A 20,824-nucleotide genomic window follows, 5' to 3' on the forward strand; every position below is an offset into this window, starting at 1 on the left:
TGGGCCAGGGTGCGCAGGGTGCTGGAGCTGCGCGCGGCGCTGCGGCTGACCGCGTTGCTGGCGCTGGCGGGTTGTGCGCAGCTCGGCCCTTCGGCACCTGATCCGCAGACGAGCCTGCGCCCGGTCGCCCCCGCCGCGCCCCGCGCGCGCCCCGCCCCGTCCGAGCGAAGCCTGCGCCTGGCGGCCTACTATCGCCGGCTTCAGGCCGACGACCTGGCGCACGGGCTGTTGCGCAAGGATGGCGGCGGCCCGGACACCCCCTTTGACGCCACGGACCTTGCGCGCAATTTCGAACGCATCGCCTTTTTCGGAGAGTACCCGCGCGGCGCGGCGCTGAGCAGCGGCGGCGACCACCCCGACGTGCTGCGCCGCTGGCAGGGGCCGGTGCGGCTGGGGCTGATCTTCGGCGACAGCGTGGACGAGGCCGTACGCCGGCAGGATCGCACGGACCTGGGCCGCTATGCCGCGCGGCTGGCCCGTGTGACCGGGCATCCGATCAGCCACGTCAGCCAGGGTGCGAATTTCCACGTTCTGGTGATGGGCGAGGATGATCGAGCCCAGGCGCTGGCGCAGATCCGCGCGCTGGTGCCTGCCATAAGCTATGACACGATGGCGGTACTGGGCCGCCTGCCCCGCGATGTGCATTGCCTGGTGCTGGGGTTCGGAGCGCCTGAAACGGATCGCGCCGCCACTGCAGATGGCAATCCCGCGATTGGCGACCCCACCCTTGGCGATGGACCTGTCTATCGGTCGGCCATCGCGCTGATCCGTGCGGAACATCCCGATCTGACCCGACGCGCCTGCCTACATGAAGAAATCGCCCAGGGCCTCGGGCTGCGCAATGACTACGACAAGGCCCGTCCTTCGATTTTCAATGACGACTCGGAATTCGCGCTGCTCACCACCCAGGACGAGATGATGTTGAAAATGCTCTATGATCCGCGCCTGAAACCCGGCATGACGGCAGACGAAGCACGCCCGACCGTCCAGGCTCTGGCGCGCGAATTGACAGGCGACATCTGACAGGAGGCCGGGATGCGGGCAGTGGTGCAACGGGTAAGCGAGGCGCAGGTGCATGTCGAGGGCACGCTCATCGGCGAATGCGGGGCGGGCGTGATGGTCCTGGTCTGCGCCATGCAGGGCGACACCACCGCGACGGCGGAAAAACTCGCCGCCAAGATTGCCAGGCTGCGGATCTTTGGCGACGAGACGGGCAAGATGAACCGATCGGTCCTCGACATCGGCGGCAGCGCCCTCGTCATCAGCCAGTTCACGCTGGCCGCCGATACGAGCCGTGGCAACCGCCCGGGATTTTCCGGTGCTGCCGCGCCGCAGGAAGGTCGGCTCCTCTATGATCACTTCGCACAGGCCCTGGCCGCCCAGGGCATCGCAGTTGAAACCGGAGAGTTCGGTGCCGACATGAAGGTGTCGCTGATCAACGACGGCCCGATCACCATCCCGATGGACCTCTGATACGACCTCATCGCCTCTGCGAGGCGAGCCTCCGGCGGGGATATTTGAAACAGGGAAACAGCCGGACCCCGGCATTGTTTCCCTGTTGGAACTATCCCGGGGGTGAATGGGGCCGCAGGCCCCAGAGGGGGCAGCGCCCCCTGGCCTGCTTCAGACCGAGACCTCGGCCATCAGGGCCTGTTTCGTGATGTCGTTCTTGGTACCCGATGCCGTGACCGATCCGCGTCGCAGGACGTAGAACCGGTCAGCAAGATTGTAGGCGAATTCGAAGTATTGCTCGACCAGGACGATTGCCATGTCTCCCTTGTCGCGCAGGTATTCGATGACGCGGCCGATCTGCTGGATGATATTGGGCTGGATGCCTTCGGTCGGTTCATCCAGCAACAGCAACTTGGGCTTGGTCATGATGGCGCGGGCAAAGGCAAGTTGCTGCTGTTGTCCGCCGGAGAGGTCCCCGCCACGGCGGTGCAGGAATTCCTTGAGGATCGGGAAGAGGTCGTAGATTTCATCCGGGATGACGTGTTCCGAGCGTGGCAGGCAGGCATAGGCGGTCTGCATGTTTTCCTCGACCGTCAGCAGCGGAAAGATCATCCGGCCCTGGGGTACGTAGCCGATGCCCTTGTGGGCGAGGACATGGGCGGGGAGTTTGCCGAGGTCTTCGCCGTCGAGGCTCATGGTGCCGCCGGAGCGGGGGTGGGTGCCCGAGATCGCCTTGAGCAGAGACGTCTTGCCGACGCCGTTGGTGCCCATGATGCAGGTGACCTGGCCGGTTTCGGCCCGCAGGTCGATCCCGTTGAGGATCTGGCTTTGGCCATAGTGCAGGGTCAGGCCTTGGACATTCAGCATTTCTCAGCGCCCCAGATAAACTTCGATGACTTTGGGATTGGCGGTCACGTGATCGAGCGAGCCTTCGGCCAGGACCGAACCTTCGTGCAGCACCGTCACCTTGCACTCCAGCCGCCGGACAAACTCCATGTCGTGTTCGACCACGACGACGGCGCGGGTTTTCGCCGCCTCTTTCAGCAGGTCGGTGGTATGTTCGCGTTCGGCCAGCGTCATGCCGGCGGCGGGCTCATCCACCAGCAGGAGCCGCGGTTCCTGAGCCAGCAGCATGCCGATTTCCAGCCATTGCTTCTGGCCGTGGCTCAGCTCGCCCGACATGCGCATCAGCGCGTCCGACAGGCCGACCTCGTCTGCTAGCTGGGCGACACGGTCGAGATCGCGGGTGCTCGGCCTGTAGAACAGGCAGGCGAAGGACGGGCGCGGGTTCTTCAGCGCCATCAGCAGGTTGGCATGCACCGTCTGATCCTCGAACACGGTGGGGCGCTGGAACTTGCGTCCGATGCCGGCCTGGGCGATCCGTGCCTCGTTCATCTTGAGCAGGTTGACGGACTTTTCGCCCCAGATGACGCGGCCCTCGTCCGGGCTGGTCTTGCCGGTGACGATATCCATGAAGGTGGTCTTGCCTGCCCCGTTGGGCCCGATGATGGCGCGCATCTCGGCCTCGCCTATCGAGAAGGAGAGGTTGCGGATCGCCTTGTAGCCATCGAAGGTGACGGAGACGCCGGAGACTTCGAGAAGTGTTGCCATTACTTGCGGCCCTCCCCTTCGCGCAGGGCGCCCTTGTCGGGGCCGTAGTCCGCGCCGTGACGGTTGGGGGCGATGCGGTCGGTGATCAGGTCGACCAGTCCGCCGATGCCCTTGGGGGCGAACAGTGTGACCAGCACGAAGGACAGGCCCAGCAGCACCAGCCACCAGTCGACCCAGTCGACGGTATAGAAACCCAAGCGGATCGACGGCACCAGGCCACCGGTGAACCACGTCGACACGAGGCTGACCAGCGCCGCGCCGATGACCGCGCCGTAGAGCCGCCCGCGCCCACCGATGGCGACCCAGACCGCGAGGTAGATCGAGGCGATCGGCGCGACCTCGCCCGGGTTGATGATGCCCGCCTGTGGATAGTAGAGCGCCCCGGCGATGGCGGCGATCACGGCCGTGAAGGTGAAGATGAACAGCTTGTACCCCTCGACCGAGTAGCCGAGGAAGCGCACCCGCGCCTCGTCATCGCGGATGCCGCGCACGACCGAGCCGAACTTGCCCGAGACGACCCAGGCGCAGATGACGTAGCCGAGCGCCAGGGCAAGGGCCGAGCCCCAGAAGAACCACATCGAGACCGCGTCCTGGCCGGCGCCGACGCCGGGCAGGTTTTGCAGACCCGAGAGGCCGTTGTTGCCGCGCAGGCCGCTTTCGTTCTGGAACAGGTAGAGCGAGAGCGCCAGCGTCATCGCCTGCGTGAGGATCGAAAGGTAGACACCGGTGACGCGGCTGCGGAAGGCCAGCCAGCCGAAGACCAGTGCAAGGAGGCCGGGTACGATCACCACCAGCGCCATCTGCGCCCAGAAGCTGTGGGCGAAAGACCAGATCAGCGGAAAGTCGGAGGAGCCGACGACGCCGAAGATCTGGGAGCCGATGGCATCGGAGATTTCGGCCGGTGTCGGGGGCAGCGGCGCGTTGGCGAGGGAGCCCGCGACGATGATTTCGGTGCGCGCATACATCAGCCACATGCCGACCATGTAGCCGCCGAGGCCGAAAAAGGCGAAATGGCCGAGAGAGAGGATGCCGCAATAGCCCCAGACGAGGTCCATCGCCACCGCGACGAGGCAGAGGCAGAGCGTCTTGCCCAGCGTCTTGACGAAGGAGGTGGAAATCAGCCCTGCGCCCGTCGCCTCGCTCATCAGGGTGATGGCGAGGGTGAAGAGCGCGAGACAGGCGAGGAACACCAGGATCGAGGGGTTGCGGGCGATGAAGCTGCGTCTCATGTGCTCGGGCCTTCGGGGGGTTGGGGGGCGAGGGCAAGGGCGAGGGCGAGGGGGCGCTGCCCCCCGTCAGCTGCGCTGACTCCCCCCGGGATATTTTCAACAGGGAAACATGTGGAGGCTGTGCGCAGGCAGGTGGGGGGCAGCAGGGTAAGTGAAAAGGCGGCGGGGAAGACCATCATGTGCGGCCGCCCTTCGGGTGGTGGTCGCGGCCACCGTCGATGACGGCGAGCGGCGGGCGGTCGAGGTTGGCGGGGCGTTGGTAGGGGAACATGGTGTCAATCTCCCGCGGCGCGGCCCTTGAGGGCGATGATGCCCCTTGGGCGGAACTGGATGAAAATGATGATGAAGATGATCATGTAGGTTTGTGCGGCGAGGGTGTTGGAGGGGTTGAACCACTCGATCCCCTTTTGCAGCGAGCCGATCATCAGGGCGCCGAACAGCGTGCCCCAGATATTGCCGACGCCGCCCACAACCACCGTCATGAAGGACTGGACGATGTAATCCTGCCCCAGTTCCGAGGTGACCTTGGCGTAGAGGCCGATGGCGACACCGGCGATGCCGGCGATGCCGGAGCCGAGGCCGAAGGTCAGCATGTTGACGTATTCGGGGTTGATGCCCATCGAGGCGGCCATTTTCGGGTTCTGCGTCACGGCGCGGGTTTCCAGGCCGAGGCGGGTCTTTTTCATGATGAAGAGGAACAGGCAGAGGAAGATCAGCGCCAGCACGAAGATCGCGATGCGGATGTAGGAGATGCCGACGACATCGTTGATCACCAGGCCACCGTCGAGCCATGCGGGCGAGGTCAGCGGGCGGGCCTGGGTGCCGAAGATGTTCTTGGCCAGCTGTTGCAGCGCGATGGAGATGCCGAAGGTGGCCAGCAGCGTTTCGAGGGGGCGGGAATAAAGCCAGCGGATCACCAGCCGTTCCATCGCGACCCCGGCGGCGAAGGTGACGGCGAAGGCCAGCGGGATCGCGACCAGGATCGAGACCGTGTAGTTCGGGATGAAGAGCTGGACCACGTAGCCGGTATAGGCGCCCATCATGATGAATTCGCCATGTGCCATGTTGATCACCCCCATCACCCCGAAGGTGATGGCGAGGCCGATGGCGGCAAGAAAGTAGATCGAGCCGAGCGAAAGCGCGTCGAGCGACAGGTCGAGGAACTGCATCAGGCCGACCTTGAGCGCGGATTTGTGCAGCGCGGCATTGGCGGCCTGCGTCACCTCGGAATTGGGTTCGGAGTAGGTCTCGTAAAAGGTGAAATCGTCGATGATCTCGTCTATCTCGTCCGTGGTGGCGGCGGCGTCGGCCTGACCGGCGGCCACCAGCGCATCATAGGCACGGTTGCGCGCGGCATTGGTGCCGAGGTCGGCCACGGGCACGCCGCCGACGGCACCGTCGGTGATATTGGCCGTCAGGGTGTCGCGCAGGTCGCGGTCATTCAGCAGGCGCGGCGCGAGGCCTTCGTTCACCAGCAGTTGATAGGCGTCTTCGCGGGAGAGGAGATCGAAGCCGGGCTTGATCTCGCGCGCGACATTGGGCGCGTCGGGCAGGGTTCTGGCGGCCTTGAGCGTGGTGGCGACCAGCGGGTTCAGCGTGGCACGGACATCGACCCCGGTGTCGCCGGCGACCTTTTCGATGGCGGCGATGCGGGTGTCCGTGTCGGCATCGAAGCGGATGGTCAGCAGGGTCTCGAGGTGTTGCTTGCGCGCCTTCAGTGCCGCGTCCTGCTCTGTCTCGATCGAGGCGCGCAGGGGGGCGAGGTGGCTTTTCTCTCCGTTCCGTTCGATGGCATCCAGCGCCTCGGCTCGTTTCGCCGGATCGGGATCGGAGAGCTGGAATTTCACCAGGGCGACGGCAATTTCAGCCCGGATGCCCGAATTCGGTTTCAGCTGGTCGATGGCGTCCTTGTCGACGGTAGCGACGATTTCGCCGGTGTCGAAATCGATCAGGTCGTATTGCTTTGCATTCTTCACCGCCTTGAAGAACAGCCCGTCCGATTTGCGCTGCCACATGTCGCGGTCGGCCCATGTCACCAGGACGAAGGGGGCCTGCGGAAGGCCCGAGGCGGCAATGGCATCGATCGCGGGCTGGATTGTGCGGCGCGAACTCTCGATGATCAGCGCGGCGTTTTCCGACAGGATCGGCCGGATGCTGTCGGCGGGTGCGGCCTGATCCTGTTCCTGTGCTTGTTCTTGGGCCTGTTCCTGTGCCTGTTCCTGTGCCTGGGCCACATGCGTCGGGAGGATCGGGGCGATGACAAGGCCGAGTACCAGCGCAAGAGCCGGAAGAATGCGTTTGATCATGATGTCCTGCGGGCCGGTAGGAGGAGAAATGCGCCCGAAATGCGCAACGGGGGTCGGCGGCACACGTGCACGTGGGTCCGGGTGGGGCAGTGGGGGGAGGAGGAGGCCCCCTGCCCCACCCGGGCCGTGTCAGCGCGCCAGGGCGGCTGACGATACGTGCAAGGCGATCGGGGCCCGGTCCTCCGGGCCCCGGTGCCGTGTCAGTAGTTGGACTTCATCTGCACGCAGGTCTTGGTCTCGGTGTTGTACATGCCGCAGTCCAGCGTCACCCAATCCGATTCAAGCACTGCGGATTCGGGCAGGTAGTCTGTCCAGGCATCGCCGGGCACCGGATCGGTTTCCGAGATGATGTCGAACTGGCCATCGGCCTGGATTTCACCGATCAGAACCGGCTTGGTCAGGTGGTGGTTGGGCAGCATTTCAGCCGTCCCGCCGGTCAGGTTCGGAAAGGTCTGGCCGGGCATTGCGTCGATGACGGCGTCAACGTCGGTGGTGCCGGCCTCTTCGACCGCCTGAACCCACATGTTGAAGCCGATGTAGGTGGCTTCCATCGGGTCGTTGGTCACGCGATCATCGCCCATACGCTCTTTCCAGGCCGCGATGAATTCATCGTTGGCGTCGGATTCGGCGGATTGGAAGTAGTTCCACGCGGCCAGGTGGCCGACCAGGTTCGAGGTATCCAGACCGGAGAGTTCTTCTTCGCCGACCGAGAAGGCGACGACGGGGATGTCATCTGCCGAAACGCCCTGTGCCGCCAGTTCCTTGTAGAAACCGATGTTGGCGTCGCCGTTGATGGTCGAGATCACGCCGACCTTCTTGCCGTCGGCGCCCAGTGCGACGACGTCAGACACGATCTTGGACCAGTCGGACTGACCGAAGGGCGTGTAGTTGACGAAGATGTCCTCTTCCGCGATGCCCTTGTCCTTCAGGTAGGCTTCGAGGATGTTGTTCGTGGTGCGCGGATAGACGTAGTCGGTGCCGAGCAGCGCGAACTTTTCAACGCCGAGTTCGTCGAGAAAGTAATCGGTGGCCGGGATCGCCTGCTGGTTCGGCGCGGCGCCGGTGTAGAACACGTTGCGCGAGGATTCTTCGCCCTCGTACTGCACCGGGTAGAACAGCAGGCCGTCGAGTTCTTCGATCACCGGCAGCACGGATTTGCGCGACACGGAGGTCCAGCAGCCGAACATCACGGCGACGTCGGACACGGTCAGCAGTTCGCGGGCCTTTTCGGCGAACAGCGGCCAGTCGGAGGCCGGGTCGACGACAACCGCTTCCAGTTGCTTGCCCAGCACGCCGCCCTTGGCGTTCTGTTCGTCGATCATCATCAGCACGGCGTCTTTCAGCGTTGTCTCGGAGATCGCCATGGAGCCGGAGAGCGAGTGCAGGACACCGACCTTGATCGTATCCTGTGCAAACGCCGAGCCTGCCAGCATGATCGAGCCGGCGGCAGCGCCCAGCATCGTTTTCAGAAAGTGCGACATAGGATGATTTATCCCCTCGTTGATGCCGCGTTGAGAACGGGACGTAATCGACATGTCATTTGAAAAATCATTCGCTCCCCCCTAATGTCCCCAAGCAGCTTTGCAGTTGCGTTCGTGCGGTGGTGACCGAACCGCCAGATTGGATGCCACCGCACGTCCCTTGGTGCGCCCGTCCCGGGTGCAATCCAATCAATGCCGGACGCGCGGACGAATCCTACGACGCGGCGCGCAACAGGCCGGGGAAACGAAGCGTGCGCCTGTATACAAGGCACAGCTTTGGGCATTCGCCTATAAAATGGGCGATCCGAAATCGCGGCCATGACAGCGCCATGACAGCAGCGCCCTGCGACATTCCGCCGACGCGGCAGGCGACAGCGCCCGAAATCGGCGGGACGCAGCCGAAAACGACATGATTTCCGGGATGAGCGGCCAAATACCGCTCAGATCTCGATGGCCCGAGGTGACAGCCGGGTGTCAGGCGGTCGGCTCGGGATCGGGGTCAGTGCTGAAAGTGAAGGCAGGCAGGGCTGAAAACGCGTCACGCAGGGCCACCCCCCACCCCGAGGATATTTCCTGGAAATAGGGGTCATCTGCCTCGACCCGCCCGATCAGGCCACGGCTCAGCGTATCGCTGCGATAGATATGGTAATCCAGCGGCAGCGCGACCGACAGGTTGGCCTTGATGGTGCTGTCGAAGGACACGAGCAGCAATTTCATCGCCTCTTCGAACGACATGTCGGGATCGTAGGCGCGGATCAGGATCGGGCGGCCGTACTTGGTTTCACCGATCTGAAAGAAAGGCGTATCGGTGCTGGCCTCGATGAAATTGCCCTCGGGATAGATCAGGAACAGGCGCGGTTCACCGTCCTTGATCTGGCCGCCCAGCAGGATGGTGGCCCCAAAGGCGGCGCTGGCCTTCTGGCCATTGTCATCGTGGGTCGAGATCACTTCGCGCAGGGTCTGGCCGACCAGCTGCGCGACCTGGAACATGGAGGTCAGGCGTTCGATATCGGGCGCGCGCTCTTCCGGGCTCTTGCCGCGTTCCTGAAGGATCGAGATCACGGCCTGCGTGGTGGCAAGGTTGCCCGCGGTCATCAAGGTGATGGAGCGGTCGCCCTCCACGTCGAAATGGAACATCTTGCGAAAGATCGAGATATTGTCGACGCCGGAATTGGTGCGGGTATCGGACATGAAAAGGATGCCGCGGTTCAGCATCATCCCTACGCAATATGTCATCAGTCAGGCGCTCCGTTTCCGACTCGGGGCCAGGCGCCCGAGCCGGGGAACTCTATTGCTGAACTTGCAGGGAAACGCAAAGCTCTTCTGTCGCGTTGCCCTGACGCAGCCCATGCACCGGAGCGGCCTCGCCATAGTCGCGCCCGAGGGCCACGCGGACATACCGATCATCGGGGCAGACGGCGTTGGAGACGTCGAAACCGACCCATCCCAGGCCCTCGATCCAGACCTCTGCCCAGGCATGGCTGGCCTCCTGGTCGACGACTTCGTCCATCAGCAGATACCCAGAGACATAGCGCGCCGGCAGGCCAAGGTGGCGCGCGGCGGCGATCATGATCTGGGCGTGGTCCTGGCAGACGCCCTGCCCTTCGCTGGCCGCGTCTTCGGCCGGCGTTGTCGACAGGGTCATGCCGGTGCGATAGGTCACGGCATCGGCAATCGCGCCCGACAGCTGGTGCATCCCGTCAAGCTGGCTGGCCTCGGTCGCCTTTTTCACCTGCTGCGCGATCTTGCGGATGGTCGGGCCGGGCACGGTGGCCGGGGTTTGCTGCAGGAACAGCCACAGCGGCGCCAGACCGGTGCCCATCCCGATGACGCCGTTGAGGTTTTCGACCTCGACCTCACCCTGACAGGTGATGCTGACCGCGCTGGACCCCGCGTCCATCTCGATCAGTTCGGTGACATTGCGGAAATGGTCGTCGTAGGTGACCTGGCTGGTCGCGCCTTCCAGTGTCGTCGACCAGTTCAGAACCTTCTGACCCGCAGCGCTGCGGGGGGTCATGCGCAGTTGCAACAGCGCGTAATGCACGGGCCGGTCATAGCTGTAGGTGGTTTTGTGGGTGATGTTGAGCCGCATAGGTTCCTACCCGTAAAAACGAAAATCTTCCTGGATCTGGGCCGCGAGACGGCCCGTATCCGCGATCGCGGATTTCAGGAATTCATGCAGGCCCTCGTCGAAGACCGAGTCGATGTCGCGCCCGGACAGCCGGGCGTGGATCTGGCTGGCCTGCGTCAGGCAGGGCAGTTCCGGGTCCGCATCGTGGTTCAGATAGCTGAGGTTGCCGACGATCTTGGAGTGACAGAACGCCAGCGACCGCGGCATCCGCTTGTCCAGGATCATGAAATCGGCAATGGCCATCGGCGTCACCTCGCCTTCGTTCAACCAGCGAAAGCTGCGGAACGCGGAAACCGACCGCAGGATGGTTTCCCACTGGGCGTTGTCCATGGACGATCCGACATAGGCGGCCGAGGGCAAGAGGACGTAATACTTGATGTCCAGAATGCGCGACGTGTTGTCGGCCCGTTCGATATAGGTGCCCAGCCGCGCGAAATCGAAGATGTCGTTGCGCAGCATCGTACCGTGCAATGCACCGCGCACCAGGCTGGAATGCTGGCGGATCGAGGTCAGCACCTCGGCCAGGTTCTTCATCGAGACCGGGCGTTTCATCTGGTCCTTCAGGGTCATCCAGGCCTCGTTCACGGCCTCCCAGACTTCGGAGGACAACGCCGTGCGCACCATGCGGGCGTTGGAGCGCGCGGCCTCGATGCACGACATCACCGACGACGGGTTGTCGCGGTCGCGCAGCAGGTAGTTGATCACTGTGGCCTGGTCGAAATCGTCATCGAACTTGGCCACGTACGCCGGGCGCACACCCGCCGTCGACACGATGGATTCCCATTCGCTGTCATCCGAATCCTGCGCCCCGGTCAGGGCAATCCTGAACCCGGTTTCCAACAGTCGCGCCGTGTTTTCGCTCCGCTCAAGATAGCGGAACATCCAGAAAAGCCCACCGGCTGTCCGTCCTAGCATATTCACTTAGTCCCCCAGCACCCATGTGTCCTTGGTTCCGCCCCCTTGCGAGGAATTCACGACCAGAGAGCCTTCTTTCAGCGCAACGCGCGTCAGGCCGCCGGCGGTGATATGCACACGCTTCGGGGATACCAGAACAAAGGGGCGCAGGTCCACGTGCCGCGGCGCGAGTCCTGCCTTTGTCATGATCGGCACGGTCGACAGGGCGAGTGTCGGTTGTGCGACGTAATTGTCGGGGCGCGCCCGCAGCTTGGCCTCGAACGCCTTCAGCTCCTTCTTGGATGCGGCCGGACCGACCAGCATCCCGTAGCCGCCCGAGCCGTGCACTTCCTTGACGACAAGGTCGGCCAGGTTGTCGAGCACGTACTTCAGGCTTTCCTCCTCAGAACAGCGCCACGTCGGCACGTTCTGCAGGATCGCCTTTTCGCCGGTATAGAATTCGACGATATCGGGCATGTAGGAATACAGCGCCTTGTCGTCGGCAATGCCGGTGCCCGGCGCGTTGGCAATGGTGATATTGCCGGCGCGGTAGGCATCCATGATCCCCGGCACGCCCAGCAGACTGTCGGGATTGAACGTCAGCGGATCGAGGTATTCGTCGTCGACCCTGCGATAGATCACGTCCAGCGCCTTGTAGCCGCGTGTCGTGCGCATCTGCACACGACCATCGACCACGCGCAGATCGCTGGCCTCGACCAGTTCGGCCCCCATGTGATCGGCCAGGAAGCTGTGTTCGAAATAGGCCGAATTGTGGATACCCGGCGTCAGCACCGCCACCGCGGGCTTGGTGCCATCGAAGTTCGGGGGTGCGCATTCGCCCAGCGACCGGCGCAGTTCGGCCGGATAGGATGACACCGGGCGCACCTTCATCTTGGTGAACAGCTCGGGGAACATCTGCAACATCGTCTCGCGGTTCTCCAGCATGTAGGAGACGCCGGAGGGCGTGCGCGCGTTGTCTTCCAGCACGTAGAATTCGTTTTCGCCCGTGCGCACCAGATCGGTGCCGACGATATGGGTATAGACGCCACCCGGTGGCGTCATCCCGATCATCTGCGGCAGAAAGGCGGCGTTGCGGCTGATGATATGCTCGGGCAGGCGGCCCGCTTTCAGGATCTCCTGCTTATTGTAGATATCGGCCAGGAACGCGTTCAGCGCCCGCACCCTCTGATCGATGCCCTTTTCCAGCACCCGCCATTCACTGGCCGAAATGATGCGCGGCACGATGTCGAACGGGATCAGCCGTTCGTCGGCATCCTTTTGTCCGTAAACGTTGAAGGTGATCCCGATCCGGCGAAAGAATGTCTCGGCTTCGGCGGATTTCTTAAGCAGGGACTTGGGGTCTTCGTTGGAAAACCATCGTGCGTAATCTGCATAGGGCACGCGCGGATCGCCGCCCTGCAATGCCATTTCGTCAAAAAATCGTCTTTCGGTCATGCTACCCCCGGACCTTTTATCTTACCTTCGGCACCCCGGATCTGCGCCCGGACTTGGTTCGTTGCAGAGGCTCTGATCGTTGCAGAGACCCAGATGGTTACAGAGGCCGCACCGGGATGCGAGTGCACCACCCGGAGATCGGACGCTTCGCAGCGCGAATGGCGATCATCTGCACAAATTTATCGCTTTGACTGTGCCCTTCCCCGTTCCGGTCCCGTGTCGTGGTTGGTCATGGATCTATTGCCCCCGTTGTCTTCGGCAAGTGGGTCGCAACCTCTGCGGTATCCCGGCCGACCTGAACGCCCAAGTCGATTTGGCGGTTTTTGCGACAAACCGTCAAGGGGTTAGCCCAGTCTAGCCGCGAGCAGGTGCAAAAGCATCTTTTTTCGCCGGGCGATAGCATCCGGCTGCGAATGGTCCGGCAAGGATCGTCAGCCGCCCCGCAACACCGACGCTGCTTGGGGACAGGACCGGCAGTCGTGCGGCGCACAGGGCGTACAGGGCGCACAGCCGCCGGCGGCAGATGCAAGGGGGGGCTGGATCCCCCGGGGTGACCCGGATACGCGGTTCAGGCACGCGATCAGGCCGGTCAGCACGCCTGCCAGCATACCTGTGGGTGCGCTTTGCCGCCGAAACGAAAAACGCGGGCCGAAACGCTGGTCAACACGGTGGCCGCGCTCTACGTTGCCCTCCTGAGCCCTTTCCCGCCCCGGCAGGCACGCGCGCAACCCGGCCCGCATGCCGACGACGCCGGTGGTCGACCCCAGACCCCAGAGGTTTCGCGCTTAAATGACGACGCGTTCTTCCGCCGCCAGAACCGCCACGACAACCGCAGCCGCGCTTGCCCTTGCCATGTCCTCCGTCACGCCGGTCGGTGCGGCCGACGTGGTGCTGAACGCGGGACAGGACAAGGATCTGACGTCATCGCTGCGCGGGGCCTCCCTGTCCGTTACGGCAATCGACACCGACGACGTGACCGACCCGCAGGAACTGATCGCCGCGGCCCAGGCCGACTACAGACGCCTGGTCGCGGCCCTGTACGACAAGGGGTATTTCGGCGGCACCGTGTCGATCAAGGTGGACGGACGCGAGGCCAGCAGCGTGTCGATCCTGAACCCCAGGACCGCCGTGAACCAGATCGTCATCGATGTTGTGCCGGGCGAAAAGTTCACCTTTTCCGAGGCGACCGTCGCCCCTCTGCCGCCCAATGCGGAACCGACCGAAGGCTTTGCCGTGGGCGAAACCGCCGGCACCGGCCTGATGCGCCGCGCCGCCAAGAACGGCGTCGACGCCTGGCGCGACGAAGGCCACGCCAAGGCCCGCGTCGACAGCCAGCAGATCACCGCGGATCACCGGACCGATACCGTCGCGGCCCGTTTTGGCCTGACACCCGGGCCGCGCCTGACTTTTGGCAAGGTGCGCCTCAGCACCCGCAGTTACGACAGTACCGTGCGCCCGGAACGCATCCTGGCCATCGCCGGCCTGCCCGAGGGCGAGGTCTATGACCCCGACGAAGTGGCCCGCGCCGAAACCCGCCTGCGCCGCGCCGGGGCCTTTTCCGCAGCGGTGGTGACCGAGGATGACGCCATCACGCCGGTCAATCAACTGGGCACCAGTGTCGACGTGACCGATGCCAAGCCGCGCCGCCTCGGCTTTGGCGCCGAGATTTCGAATACCGACGGGCTGACCCTCAGTTCCTACTGGATGCACCGCAACCTGCTGGGCGGCGCCGAAAGGTTCCGCGTCGATGGCGAGGTTGCGGGGATCGGCGGCGGCACCGGCGGGATCGACTATTCGCTGGGGGTGTCGCTGACCCGCCCGGCCTTCCGTCACCCCGACATGGACCTGACCTACAGCGCGAATATCTCGCGCGTCGATGAACCCAGCTATACCTCGTCGTCGGCCACTGCCAACGTCGGGGTCGATCGTTATATCAACGAAAAACTGACGGCCAACCTGGGGATCGGGGCGCGGGTGTCACGTACCGACGATGACCTGGGCGAACGTGATTTCTATCACCTGACCCTCGACAGCGGGCTGACCTGGGAAAACCGCGACGACAAGACGGACCCGACCAAGGGCATCTATGCCGAGGTCGGCATCATGCCGTTTCTGGGGGTCAGCGGATCGGCCTCGGGCGTGATGTCGACGGCCGACATCCGCGGCTATCAGCGGCTGGGCAGCGACAAGTTCGTGCTGGCCGCGCGCGTCCAGCTTGGCTCGGTCGTCGGGCCGTCGCTCCAGGAAACGCCATCTGACTGGCTGTTCTATTCCGGCGGCGGCGGATCGGTGCGTGGGCAGGCCTATCAGTCGCTGGGCGTGACCACCAACGGCAACACCACCGGCGGGCGCAGCTATGCCGCGATCAGCACCGAATTGCGCGCCCGCGTCGTCGGCAACTGGGGTGCGGCGGCGTTTGTCGATTATGGCTATGTCGCCGCCAGCGAGACGTTCGAGGGCGGAGAGTGGCAGGGCGGCGCGGGCGTCGGCGCGCGCTACTTCACCTCGCTCGGCCCCGTGCGCCTGGATGTTGCCGTGCCGGTCACGGGCGACGCCAACTCAGTTTCCGTTTATGTCGGTATCGGGCAGTCCTTCTGATGATCAATATCCGCCAACGCCTCGTTTCCCTGCTCCGCACCGCCCTGCTTGCCTGCATGGCGCTGGTCTGCCTGTCGGTCGGCCCCGCCGCGCTGGCGCAGGACGCCGACGACGACGGACAGGGCTTTCTGACCCGCAAGATCCAGGATCTGCTGTCGGGCGCAGGCCGCCAGGTCAGCATCTCGGGCTTTACCGGCGCGCTGTCCTCAAGTGCGCGGATGGCAAGCCTCAGCATCGCCGATGACGAAGGCGTCTGGCTGGAACTCAGCAATGCCGAACTGGACTGGAGCCGCACCGCCCTGCTGCGGGGCCGCCTTCAGGTGCAAAAGCTGTCGGCGGAATCGATCACGCTCTATCGGCTGCCGAAATCCGATCCGAAATCCCCCTCCGCCGAGGCCCCGGGGTTCTCCATCCCCGACCTGCCGGTCGCCGTGAACATCGACGAAATCAAGATCGACCGCTTCGACATGCGCGAGCCGGTGATCGGCCAGGCCGCCGTGATCAGCCTGACAGGCCGCGCCGCGCTGGCCGACGGCGGGCTGGATGCCGCGCTGGACATCCTGCGCCAGGATCAGCAGGGCGAGGTCAAGCTGAACGTGAACTACGACCCCGACAGCCAACGCCTCGGGGTCGACATCGGCGTGAACGAACCTGAAAACGGCATCGTTGCCAACCTGATGAACCTGCCCGGGCTGCCCTCGGTCGACATGACCATCGCCGGCACCGGCCCGCTGGACCAGTACAAGGCCGACATGCAGCTGGCGACCGATGGCGAACCGCGCCTGACCGGCACCGTCAGCCTCAGCGGCCGCGACGACGGTGGCCGCGAATTCGCGCTCCAGGTCGGCGGCGACCTGACCGCGCTTGCCGCACCGGATTACCGCGAATTCCTCGGCACCGACATTGGCCTTGTCGCGACCGGAACCCGCGCCGCCAATGGCGCCATCGACCTGCAACTGCTGCGGCTGAATTCGGCTGCGCTGAACATCGAGGGCAAGCTGGCGCTGGATGAAAACGCCAAACCCTCCAGTTTCGACCTGCGTGGCACCCTCGCCTCTCCCGCCGGGAAAGAGCGTGTCGACCTGCCCTTTGCGCCCGGTGTTTCGCTGGCCTCCGCGGTGATGGATTTCACCTATGATCACGCCAGCTCCAACGACATGTCCGGCCAGATCGAAGCCCTCTCTCCCACCTCCTCCGGCTTTGCCGCCGACAAGGTCGTACTCAGCCTCAGCGGCCCGCTGAACAAGACCGGCACCAGCCGCGCGATCATCGGCTTTGACGCGACAGGACTGTCCGCCGACGATCCCGGTGTCGCGCAGGCCCTGGGTGACCAGCTCAGCGGCAGCGCCGCCGTCGTCTTTGGCAGCGGCCCCGTGCGGGTCGAGGATCTGACGCTGGACGGCAAGGCGCTGACGCTCGCCGGCTCGCTGAACTTCACGCCGAACGAGGATCAGGCCCAGTTCGACCTGGCTGCCAATGCCCGGGTCAAGGATCTGGCGGCCTTCTCCTCGCTCTCCGGGCTGTCGCTGGCCGGTCAGGCCGATCTCGACATGAACCTCCAGGTGCAACTGCCCGCAGGTACGGCGAAACTGACCGCCACCGGCACCGGCACCGACATCGCCACGGGCATCGACCAGGCCGACGCCCTGCTGGCGACACCGCTGCAACTGGCGCTGGATGTGGAACGCGGCGCACAGGGCATCGTGGTGAACCAGCTCGACCTCGGGACCGAGGCCCTGCGCCTGACCGGCCAGGGCCGCATCGGCAGCGAAGACGGCGCGATCACCTATGACCTGCACCTCAGCGACGCCGGCCTGCTGACCGGCACCACCGCCGGACCTGTCGATGTGGGCGGCGCCATCGCGCGCGCGCCCGATGGGCTGCGCGTGACCGCCAAGGGCGGCGGCACCGACCTCGCGCTCGGCATTGCGCCCGTCGATCAGCTGCTGACAGGCGGACTGTCTCTCGATCTGTCGCTGCTGCTGCCTGCCGAGGATGCGCCGATGCAACTCGAACGCGCCCTGATCCGCAGCGATGCGCTGCGGCTCGACGCCTCCGGGCCGATCGACCCCGCCGCCATGGCGCTGGATTTCCAGGCGCGGCTCGAAAACTCTGCCGTCTTCACCGGCGGTCAGGCCGGCCCCCTGACCCTGGCCGGCCAGGTCCGTACCGAGGATTCCGGCGCGATCCGCGCCCGCCTGTCCGGTGGTGGTGACGCCCTTGGCACCGGTATCGCCCCCGTCGACGCCCTGCTCGACGGTCGCACGGACATCAACGCCGACGTGCTGATCGACGGCGATCTGATCACCCTCAACCGCGCCGAGGTCACCTCTCCCGTCCTGACCACCACGGCCACCGGCACCATGCAGGGCGATGCCCTCGACCTTGCGCTCGACGCCCGCCTGGCCAATTCGGCCGCCCCGCTCGGCGGAAACGCCGGCCCGATCAGCCTGACCGCACAGATCACCGGCCGCGATGGCACCTACCAGGTCGCGGCAAATGGCAACGGCCAATCCATCGGAATCGGCAACAGCCAGATCGACGCCCTGTTTCGCGGTGACAGCAGCCTCGTCGCGCGCGTCGCGATGGCGGCGGACGGCACCCTTACCATCGACGAGGCCCGCTTTGCCTCCACCGCCCTCAGCGCCCAGGCCAGCGGCAGCGTTGCCAATGGTGCCCCCGACCTGCGCTTTACCGCCCGGCTCGACAATATCGCCCGCCTGGTCGACGGCCTGAACGGCCCGCTCTCCCTCGACGGCACGGTCGCACCCGGCGCCAATGGTGCCAGCACCCTGAACGTCACCGCCGACGGCCCCGCCGGGGCCAATGCGCGGATCACGGGCGATGTGCTGATGCCGAACGGCGCGGTCGACCTGAGCATCCGCGGCACCGCACCGCTGGCCCTGGCCAACAGCTTCATCGCGCCGCGTTCGGTGGCAGGCCCCGCCAGCTTCGATCTGTCGATGACCGGCCAGCCGGGCCTGCCTGCGCTCTCCGGCCAGATCAGCGTGGACAACGCCCGCCTCGTCGCCCCGACGCTCGGGCAGGTGATCGACGGGATCTCGGGCCGCATGGCCCTCTCTGGCGGTCAGGCCAACATCGACATGCGCGCCACCCCGTCAGAGGGCGGCCAGATCACCATCTCCGGCCCCATCGGCCTCGCCGCGCCCTACCGCGCCGGGCTGAACGTCGCGCTGAACAACGTCATCGCCACGCGCGCCGGGCTGGCCACCACGCGGCTGAACGGCCAGATCGCGGTGAACGGCGGGCTGACCGGCGGCGGCACAGTGTCGGGCCGCATCGGCCTCTCGGATACCGAGGTACGCCTCTCCTCGGGTGGCTTCGGCGGCCAGGAGACGATCCCCGACATCCGCCACGTCAACGAACCGCAGGCAAGCCGCCTGACCCGCCAGCGCGCGGGCATCACCGGCGACGACAGCAGCGACAGCTCTGCGGGCGCGACCGCCTCGGGGGGGCTCAACCTCGACCTCTCGGTCGGCACGGACACCTCGATCTTCATCCGCGGACGCGGCCTCGACGCAGAGCTGCGCGGCGATCTGCGCCTGCGCGGCACCACCTCCAACGTCATCCCGGTCGGGGAATTCGACCTGGTGCGCGGCCGCCTCAACATCCTTACCAAGCGGCTTGAGCTGACGGACGGATCGGTCCGCCTCGCGGGCGGCTTCGAACCCATCATCCACTTCGTCGCCACCTCGCAAAGCGGCAGCTACGCGGTCTCGATTGCCATCGACGGCACCGCCTCCGACCCCGAGGTCAGCTTTTCCTCCAACCCCGGCCTCCCCGAGGACGAAATCCTGTCACAGCTGTTCTTCGGGCGCGGCATCGACACGCTCTCGGCCCTGCAGGCGGCGCGCCTGGCCGCCGCCGTCGCCACGCTCACCGGCTCGGGCCAGGGCGGCGTCCTCGACAAGCTGCGCGCCAACACCGGCCTCGACGATCTCGACATCTCGACCACGCAAGAGGGCGAAACCAGCCTCAAGGCCGGCAAGTACCTGAACGAAAACGTCTATACGGAAACCGAAGTGACGGGTGACGGCGAAACCAGCCTGTCGATCAACCTCGACATCTCCGACACGGTCAAGGCCAGGGGCTCGGTCAAGACCGACGGCGAAACCGGCCTCGGCATCTTCTTCGAAAAAGACTACTGATCATCCCGGGGCGCGGGCATCCGCGTCCCGTTCCGACACGCCGCGCGCCCCATTCTCCCCCGGGCCCCCTGTCATCTGGCCGAAAATACCCCAAGGGTGAATTGCGGCCCTGCCGCAAGAGGGGGCAGCGCCCCCTTCCCCGCCCACGACAGGCGCCCCCCTGACTGGTCCCGGACATGACCCGCGACATGCCCCCTGACATCGAAAAACCCGCGGCCGCTGTTCAGCACGCCCGCGGGTCTTTTCTATCTTCGCCAGTCTCAGATCTTTGCCAGTGCCACATCTTCGCCAGTGTCACGGTGTCCCGCGCCGCACGGCCTCCCATCCCGGCACCCTGATCAGTCGGCGGCGGCCTCCGCCCGGCTCTTGCCACTGACGTTCAGCGCCAGCGTCGCCGCCATCAGCCCGTCCAGATCACCGTCCAGCACGCCGCCGGAATCCGACGTCTCATAGCCGGTGCGCAGGTCCTTCACCATCTGGTAGGGCTGCAACACATAACTGCGGATCTGGTTGCCCCAGCCCGCATCGCCCTTGTTCTCGTGCGCCTCGTTGATCGCCGCGTTCCGCTTGTCCAGCTCCATCTGGTACAGGCGCGATTTCAACGCCTTCATGGCGATGTCGCGGTTCTGGTGCTGGGATTTCTCGGACGAGGTGACGACGATCCCGGTGGGATGGTGGGTGATCCGCACGGCCGAGTCGGTGGTGTTGACGTGCTGCCCGCCCGCCCCCGAGGACCGGTAGGTATCGATGCGGATATCGGCCGGGTTCACCTCGATCTCGATATTGTCGTCCACCACGGGATAGACCCAGACCGAGCTGAAACTGGTGTGGCGCCGCGCCGCACTGTCATAGGGGCTGATGCGCACCAGCCGGTGCACGCCGCTTTCGGACTTCAGCCAGCCATAGGCGTTGTGCCCGGTGATCTTGTAGGTGGCCGACTTGATGCCCGCCTCCTCGCCTGCGCTCTCTGCCTGAAGCTCGACCTTGTAGCCCTTTTTCTCGGCCCAGCGGACATACATCCGCGCCAGCATGCTGGCCCAGTCGCAGCTCTCGGTGCCACCGGCACCCGAGTTGATCTCCAGAAAGCTGTCGTTGCTGTCGGCCTCGCCGTTCAACAGCGCCTCCAGCTCCTTCTCGGCCGCCTTGGCACGCAGCGCCTTCAGGGTCGCCTCGGCATCCGCGATGACCTCCTGGTCATCCTCCATCTCGCCCAGTTCGATCAGCTCGACACTGTCGTTCAGATCGCGCTGAATGGAATCATGCGTCTCGATGGCATCGACCAGCATCTGCCGATCTCGCATCAGCGCCTGCGCCTTTTCGGGATCGTTCCACAGATCGGGGTCCTCGACCCGGGCATTGAACTCTTCCAGCCGGTGCTGGGCCATGTCCCAATCCATCCGCTGGCGCAACAGCTCCAGCGACTTCTCGATCTCGGCTACAAAGTTCTGGGCCTCGGCGCGCATGGGCCACCTTTCCTTAACAGTATCAGAGCCGCGTG

Annotated in this window: 14 protein-coding genes; 4 read left to right on the plus strand and 10 right to left on the minus strand. The window is 65.0% G+C overall.

Going from position 1 to position 20,824, the window contains the following annotated elements; all coding sequences use genetic code 11:
* Positions 1-9: 9 nt before the first annotated feature.
* Positions 10-1,023, plus strand: a complete 1,014-nt coding sequence (locus DL237_RS06490) for a DUF2927 domain-containing protein (RefSeq protein ID WP_233544898.1) — start codon at positions 10-12, stop codon at positions 1,021-1,023.
* Between the two features lie 12 nt (positions 1,024-1,035).
* Positions 1,036-1,473, plus strand: a complete 438-nt coding sequence (gene dtd, locus DL237_RS06495) for a D-aminoacyl-tRNA deacylase (RefSeq protein WP_119398248.1) — start codon at positions 1,036-1,038, stop codon at positions 1,471-1,473.
* Between the two features lie 150 nt (positions 1,474-1,623).
* Here the strand turns inward: dtd and urtE are convergent, their stop codons facing one another.
* The 9 genes from urtE to DL237_RS06540 form a co-directional block, all read right to left on the minus strand.
* Positions 1,624-2,319 (minus strand): urea ABC transporter ATP-binding subunit UrtE, encoded by a 696-nt coding sequence (gene urtE, locus DL237_RS06500; RefSeq protein ID WP_119398249.1) that lies wholly within the window; start codon positions 2,317-2,319, stop codon positions 1,624-1,626.
* 3 nt (positions 2,320-2,322) lie between these two features.
* Complete coding sequence (gene urtD / locus DL237_RS06505) at positions 2,323-3,063, minus strand: urea ABC transporter ATP-binding protein UrtD (protein WP_119398250.1); 741 nt, start codon at positions 3,061-3,063, stop codon at positions 2,323-2,325.
* Positions 3,063-4,292 (minus strand): urea ABC transporter permease subunit UrtC, encoded by a 1,230-nt coding sequence (gene urtC / locus DL237_RS06510; RefSeq protein ID WP_119398251.1) that lies wholly within the window; start codon positions 4,290-4,292, stop codon positions 3,063-3,065. The genes urtD and urtC overlap by 1 nt, the downstream gene beginning before the upstream one ends.
* A 275-nt stretch (positions 4,293-4,567) precedes the next feature.
* Positions 4,568-6,598 (minus strand): urea ABC transporter permease subunit UrtB, encoded by a 2,031-nt coding sequence (gene urtB / locus DL237_RS06515; protein WP_119398252.1) that lies wholly within the window; start codon positions 6,596-6,598, stop codon positions 4,568-4,570.
* Positions 6,599-6,798: 200 nt separating this feature from the next.
* On the minus strand, positions 6,799-8,079 hold the full coding sequence (gene urtA / locus DL237_RS06520) for an urea ABC transporter substrate-binding protein (protein WP_119398253.1): 1,281 nt from the start codon (positions 8,077-8,079) through the stop codon (positions 6,799-6,801).
* 474 nt (positions 8,080-8,553) lie between these two features.
* Positions 8,554-9,315: a proteasome-type protease gene (locus DL237_RS06525; RefSeq protein ID WP_119398254.1), complete on the minus strand. Its 762-nt coding sequence runs from the start codon at positions 9,313-9,315 to the stop codon at positions 8,554-8,556.
* Between the two features lie 52 nt (positions 9,316-9,367).
* Positions 9,368-10,171, minus strand: coding sequence for a transglutaminase family protein (locus DL237_RS06530; protein ID WP_119398255.1), 804 nt, complete (start codon positions 10,169-10,171; stop codon positions 9,368-9,370).
* Between the two features lie 6 nt (positions 10,172-10,177).
* Complete coding sequence (locus DL237_RS06535; RefSeq protein ID WP_119398256.1) at positions 10,178-11,125, minus strand: alpha-E domain-containing protein; 948 nt, start codon at positions 11,123-11,125, stop codon at positions 10,178-10,180.
* Between the two features lie 6 nt (positions 11,126-11,131).
* Complete coding sequence (locus DL237_RS06540; protein WP_119398257.1) at positions 11,132-12,559, minus strand: circularly permuted type 2 ATP-grasp protein; 1,428 nt, start codon at positions 12,557-12,559, stop codon at positions 11,132-11,134.
* A gap of 789 nt (positions 12,560-13,348) precedes the next feature.
* Here DL237_RS06540 and DL237_RS06545 point away from each other — a divergent pair.
* Entirely contained in the window at positions 13,349-15,157 is a 1,809-nt protein-coding gene (locus DL237_RS06545) for an autotransporter assembly complex protein TamA (protein WP_119398258.1), read from the plus strand.
* The gene (locus DL237_RS06550) at positions 15,157-19,326 is read left to right on the plus strand and encodes a translocation/assembly module TamB domain-containing protein (RefSeq protein WP_119398259.1); all 4,170 of its coding nucleotides are present in this window, start codon (positions 15,157-15,159) and stop codon (positions 19,324-19,326) included. The genes DL237_RS06545 and DL237_RS06550 overlap by 1 nt, the downstream gene beginning before the upstream one ends.
* 338 nt (positions 19,327-19,664) lie before the next feature.
* Here the strand turns inward: DL237_RS06550 and prfB are convergent, their stop codons facing one another.
* A complete protein-coding gene (prfB, locus tag DL237_RS06555) occupies positions 19,665-20,789 on the minus strand; it encodes a peptide chain release factor 2 (protein WP_119398260.1) in 1,125 nt (374 codons plus the stop codon).
* Between the last annotated feature and the right edge of the window lie 35 nt (positions 20,790-20,824).

Origin of the sequence: Pseudooceanicola sediminis (assembly GCF_003575965.1) — a bacterium.
Classification (GTDB): Bacteria; Pseudomonadota; Alphaproteobacteria; order Rhodobacterales; family Rhodobacteraceae; genus Pseudooceanicola; species Pseudooceanicola sediminis.

Excerpts from the sequence above, each read along its gene's own strand:
- dtd (WP_119398248.1), top strand. The coding sequence starts at position 1,036 with ATGCGGGCAGTGGTGCAACGGGTAAGCGAGGCGCAGGTGCATGTCGAG.
- urtE (WP_119398249.1), bottom strand. The coding sequence starts at position 2,319 with ATGCTGAATGTCCAAGGCCTGACCCTGCACTATGGCCAAAGCCAGATC.
- urtD (WP_119398250.1), bottom strand. The coding sequence starts at position 3,063 with ATGGCAACACTTCTCGAAGTCTCCGGCGTCTCCGTCACCTTCGATGGC.
- urtC (WP_119398251.1), bottom strand. The coding sequence starts at position 4,292 with ATGAGACGCAGCTTCATCGCCCGCAACCCCTCGATCCTGGTGTTCCTC.
- urtB (WP_119398252.1), bottom strand. The coding sequence starts at position 6,598 with ATGATCAAACGCATTCTTCCGGCTCTTGCGCTGGTACTCGGCCTTGTC.
- urtA (WP_119398253.1), bottom strand. The coding sequence starts at position 8,079 with ATGTCGCACTTTCTGAAAACGATGCTGGGCGCTGCCGCCGGCTCGATC.
- DL237_RS06525 (WP_119398254.1), bottom strand. The coding sequence starts at position 9,315 with ATGACATATTGCGTAGGGATGATGCTGAACCGCGGCATCCTTTTCATG.
- DL237_RS06530 (WP_119398255.1), bottom strand. The coding sequence starts at position 10,171 with ATGCGGCTCAACATCACCCACAAAACCACCTACAGCTATGACCGGCCC.
- DL237_RS06535 (WP_119398256.1), bottom strand. The coding sequence starts at position 11,125 with ATGCTAGGACGGACAGCCGGTGGGCTTTTCTGGATGTTCCGCTATCTT.
- DL237_RS06540 (WP_119398257.1), bottom strand. The coding sequence starts at position 12,559 with ATGACCGAAAGACGATTTTTTGACGAAATGGCATTGCAGGGCGGCGAT.
- DL237_RS06545 (WP_119398258.1), top strand. The coding sequence starts at position 13,349 with ATGACGACGCGTTCTTCCGCCGCCAGAACCGCCACGACAACCGCAGCC.
- DL237_RS06550 (WP_119398259.1), top strand. The coding sequence starts at position 15,157 with ATGATCAATATCCGCCAACGCCTCGTTTCCCTGCTCCGCACCGCCCTG.
- prfB (WP_119398260.1), bottom strand. The coding sequence starts at position 20,789 with ATGCGCGCCGAGGCCCAGAACTTTGTAGCCGAGATCGAGAAGTCGCTG.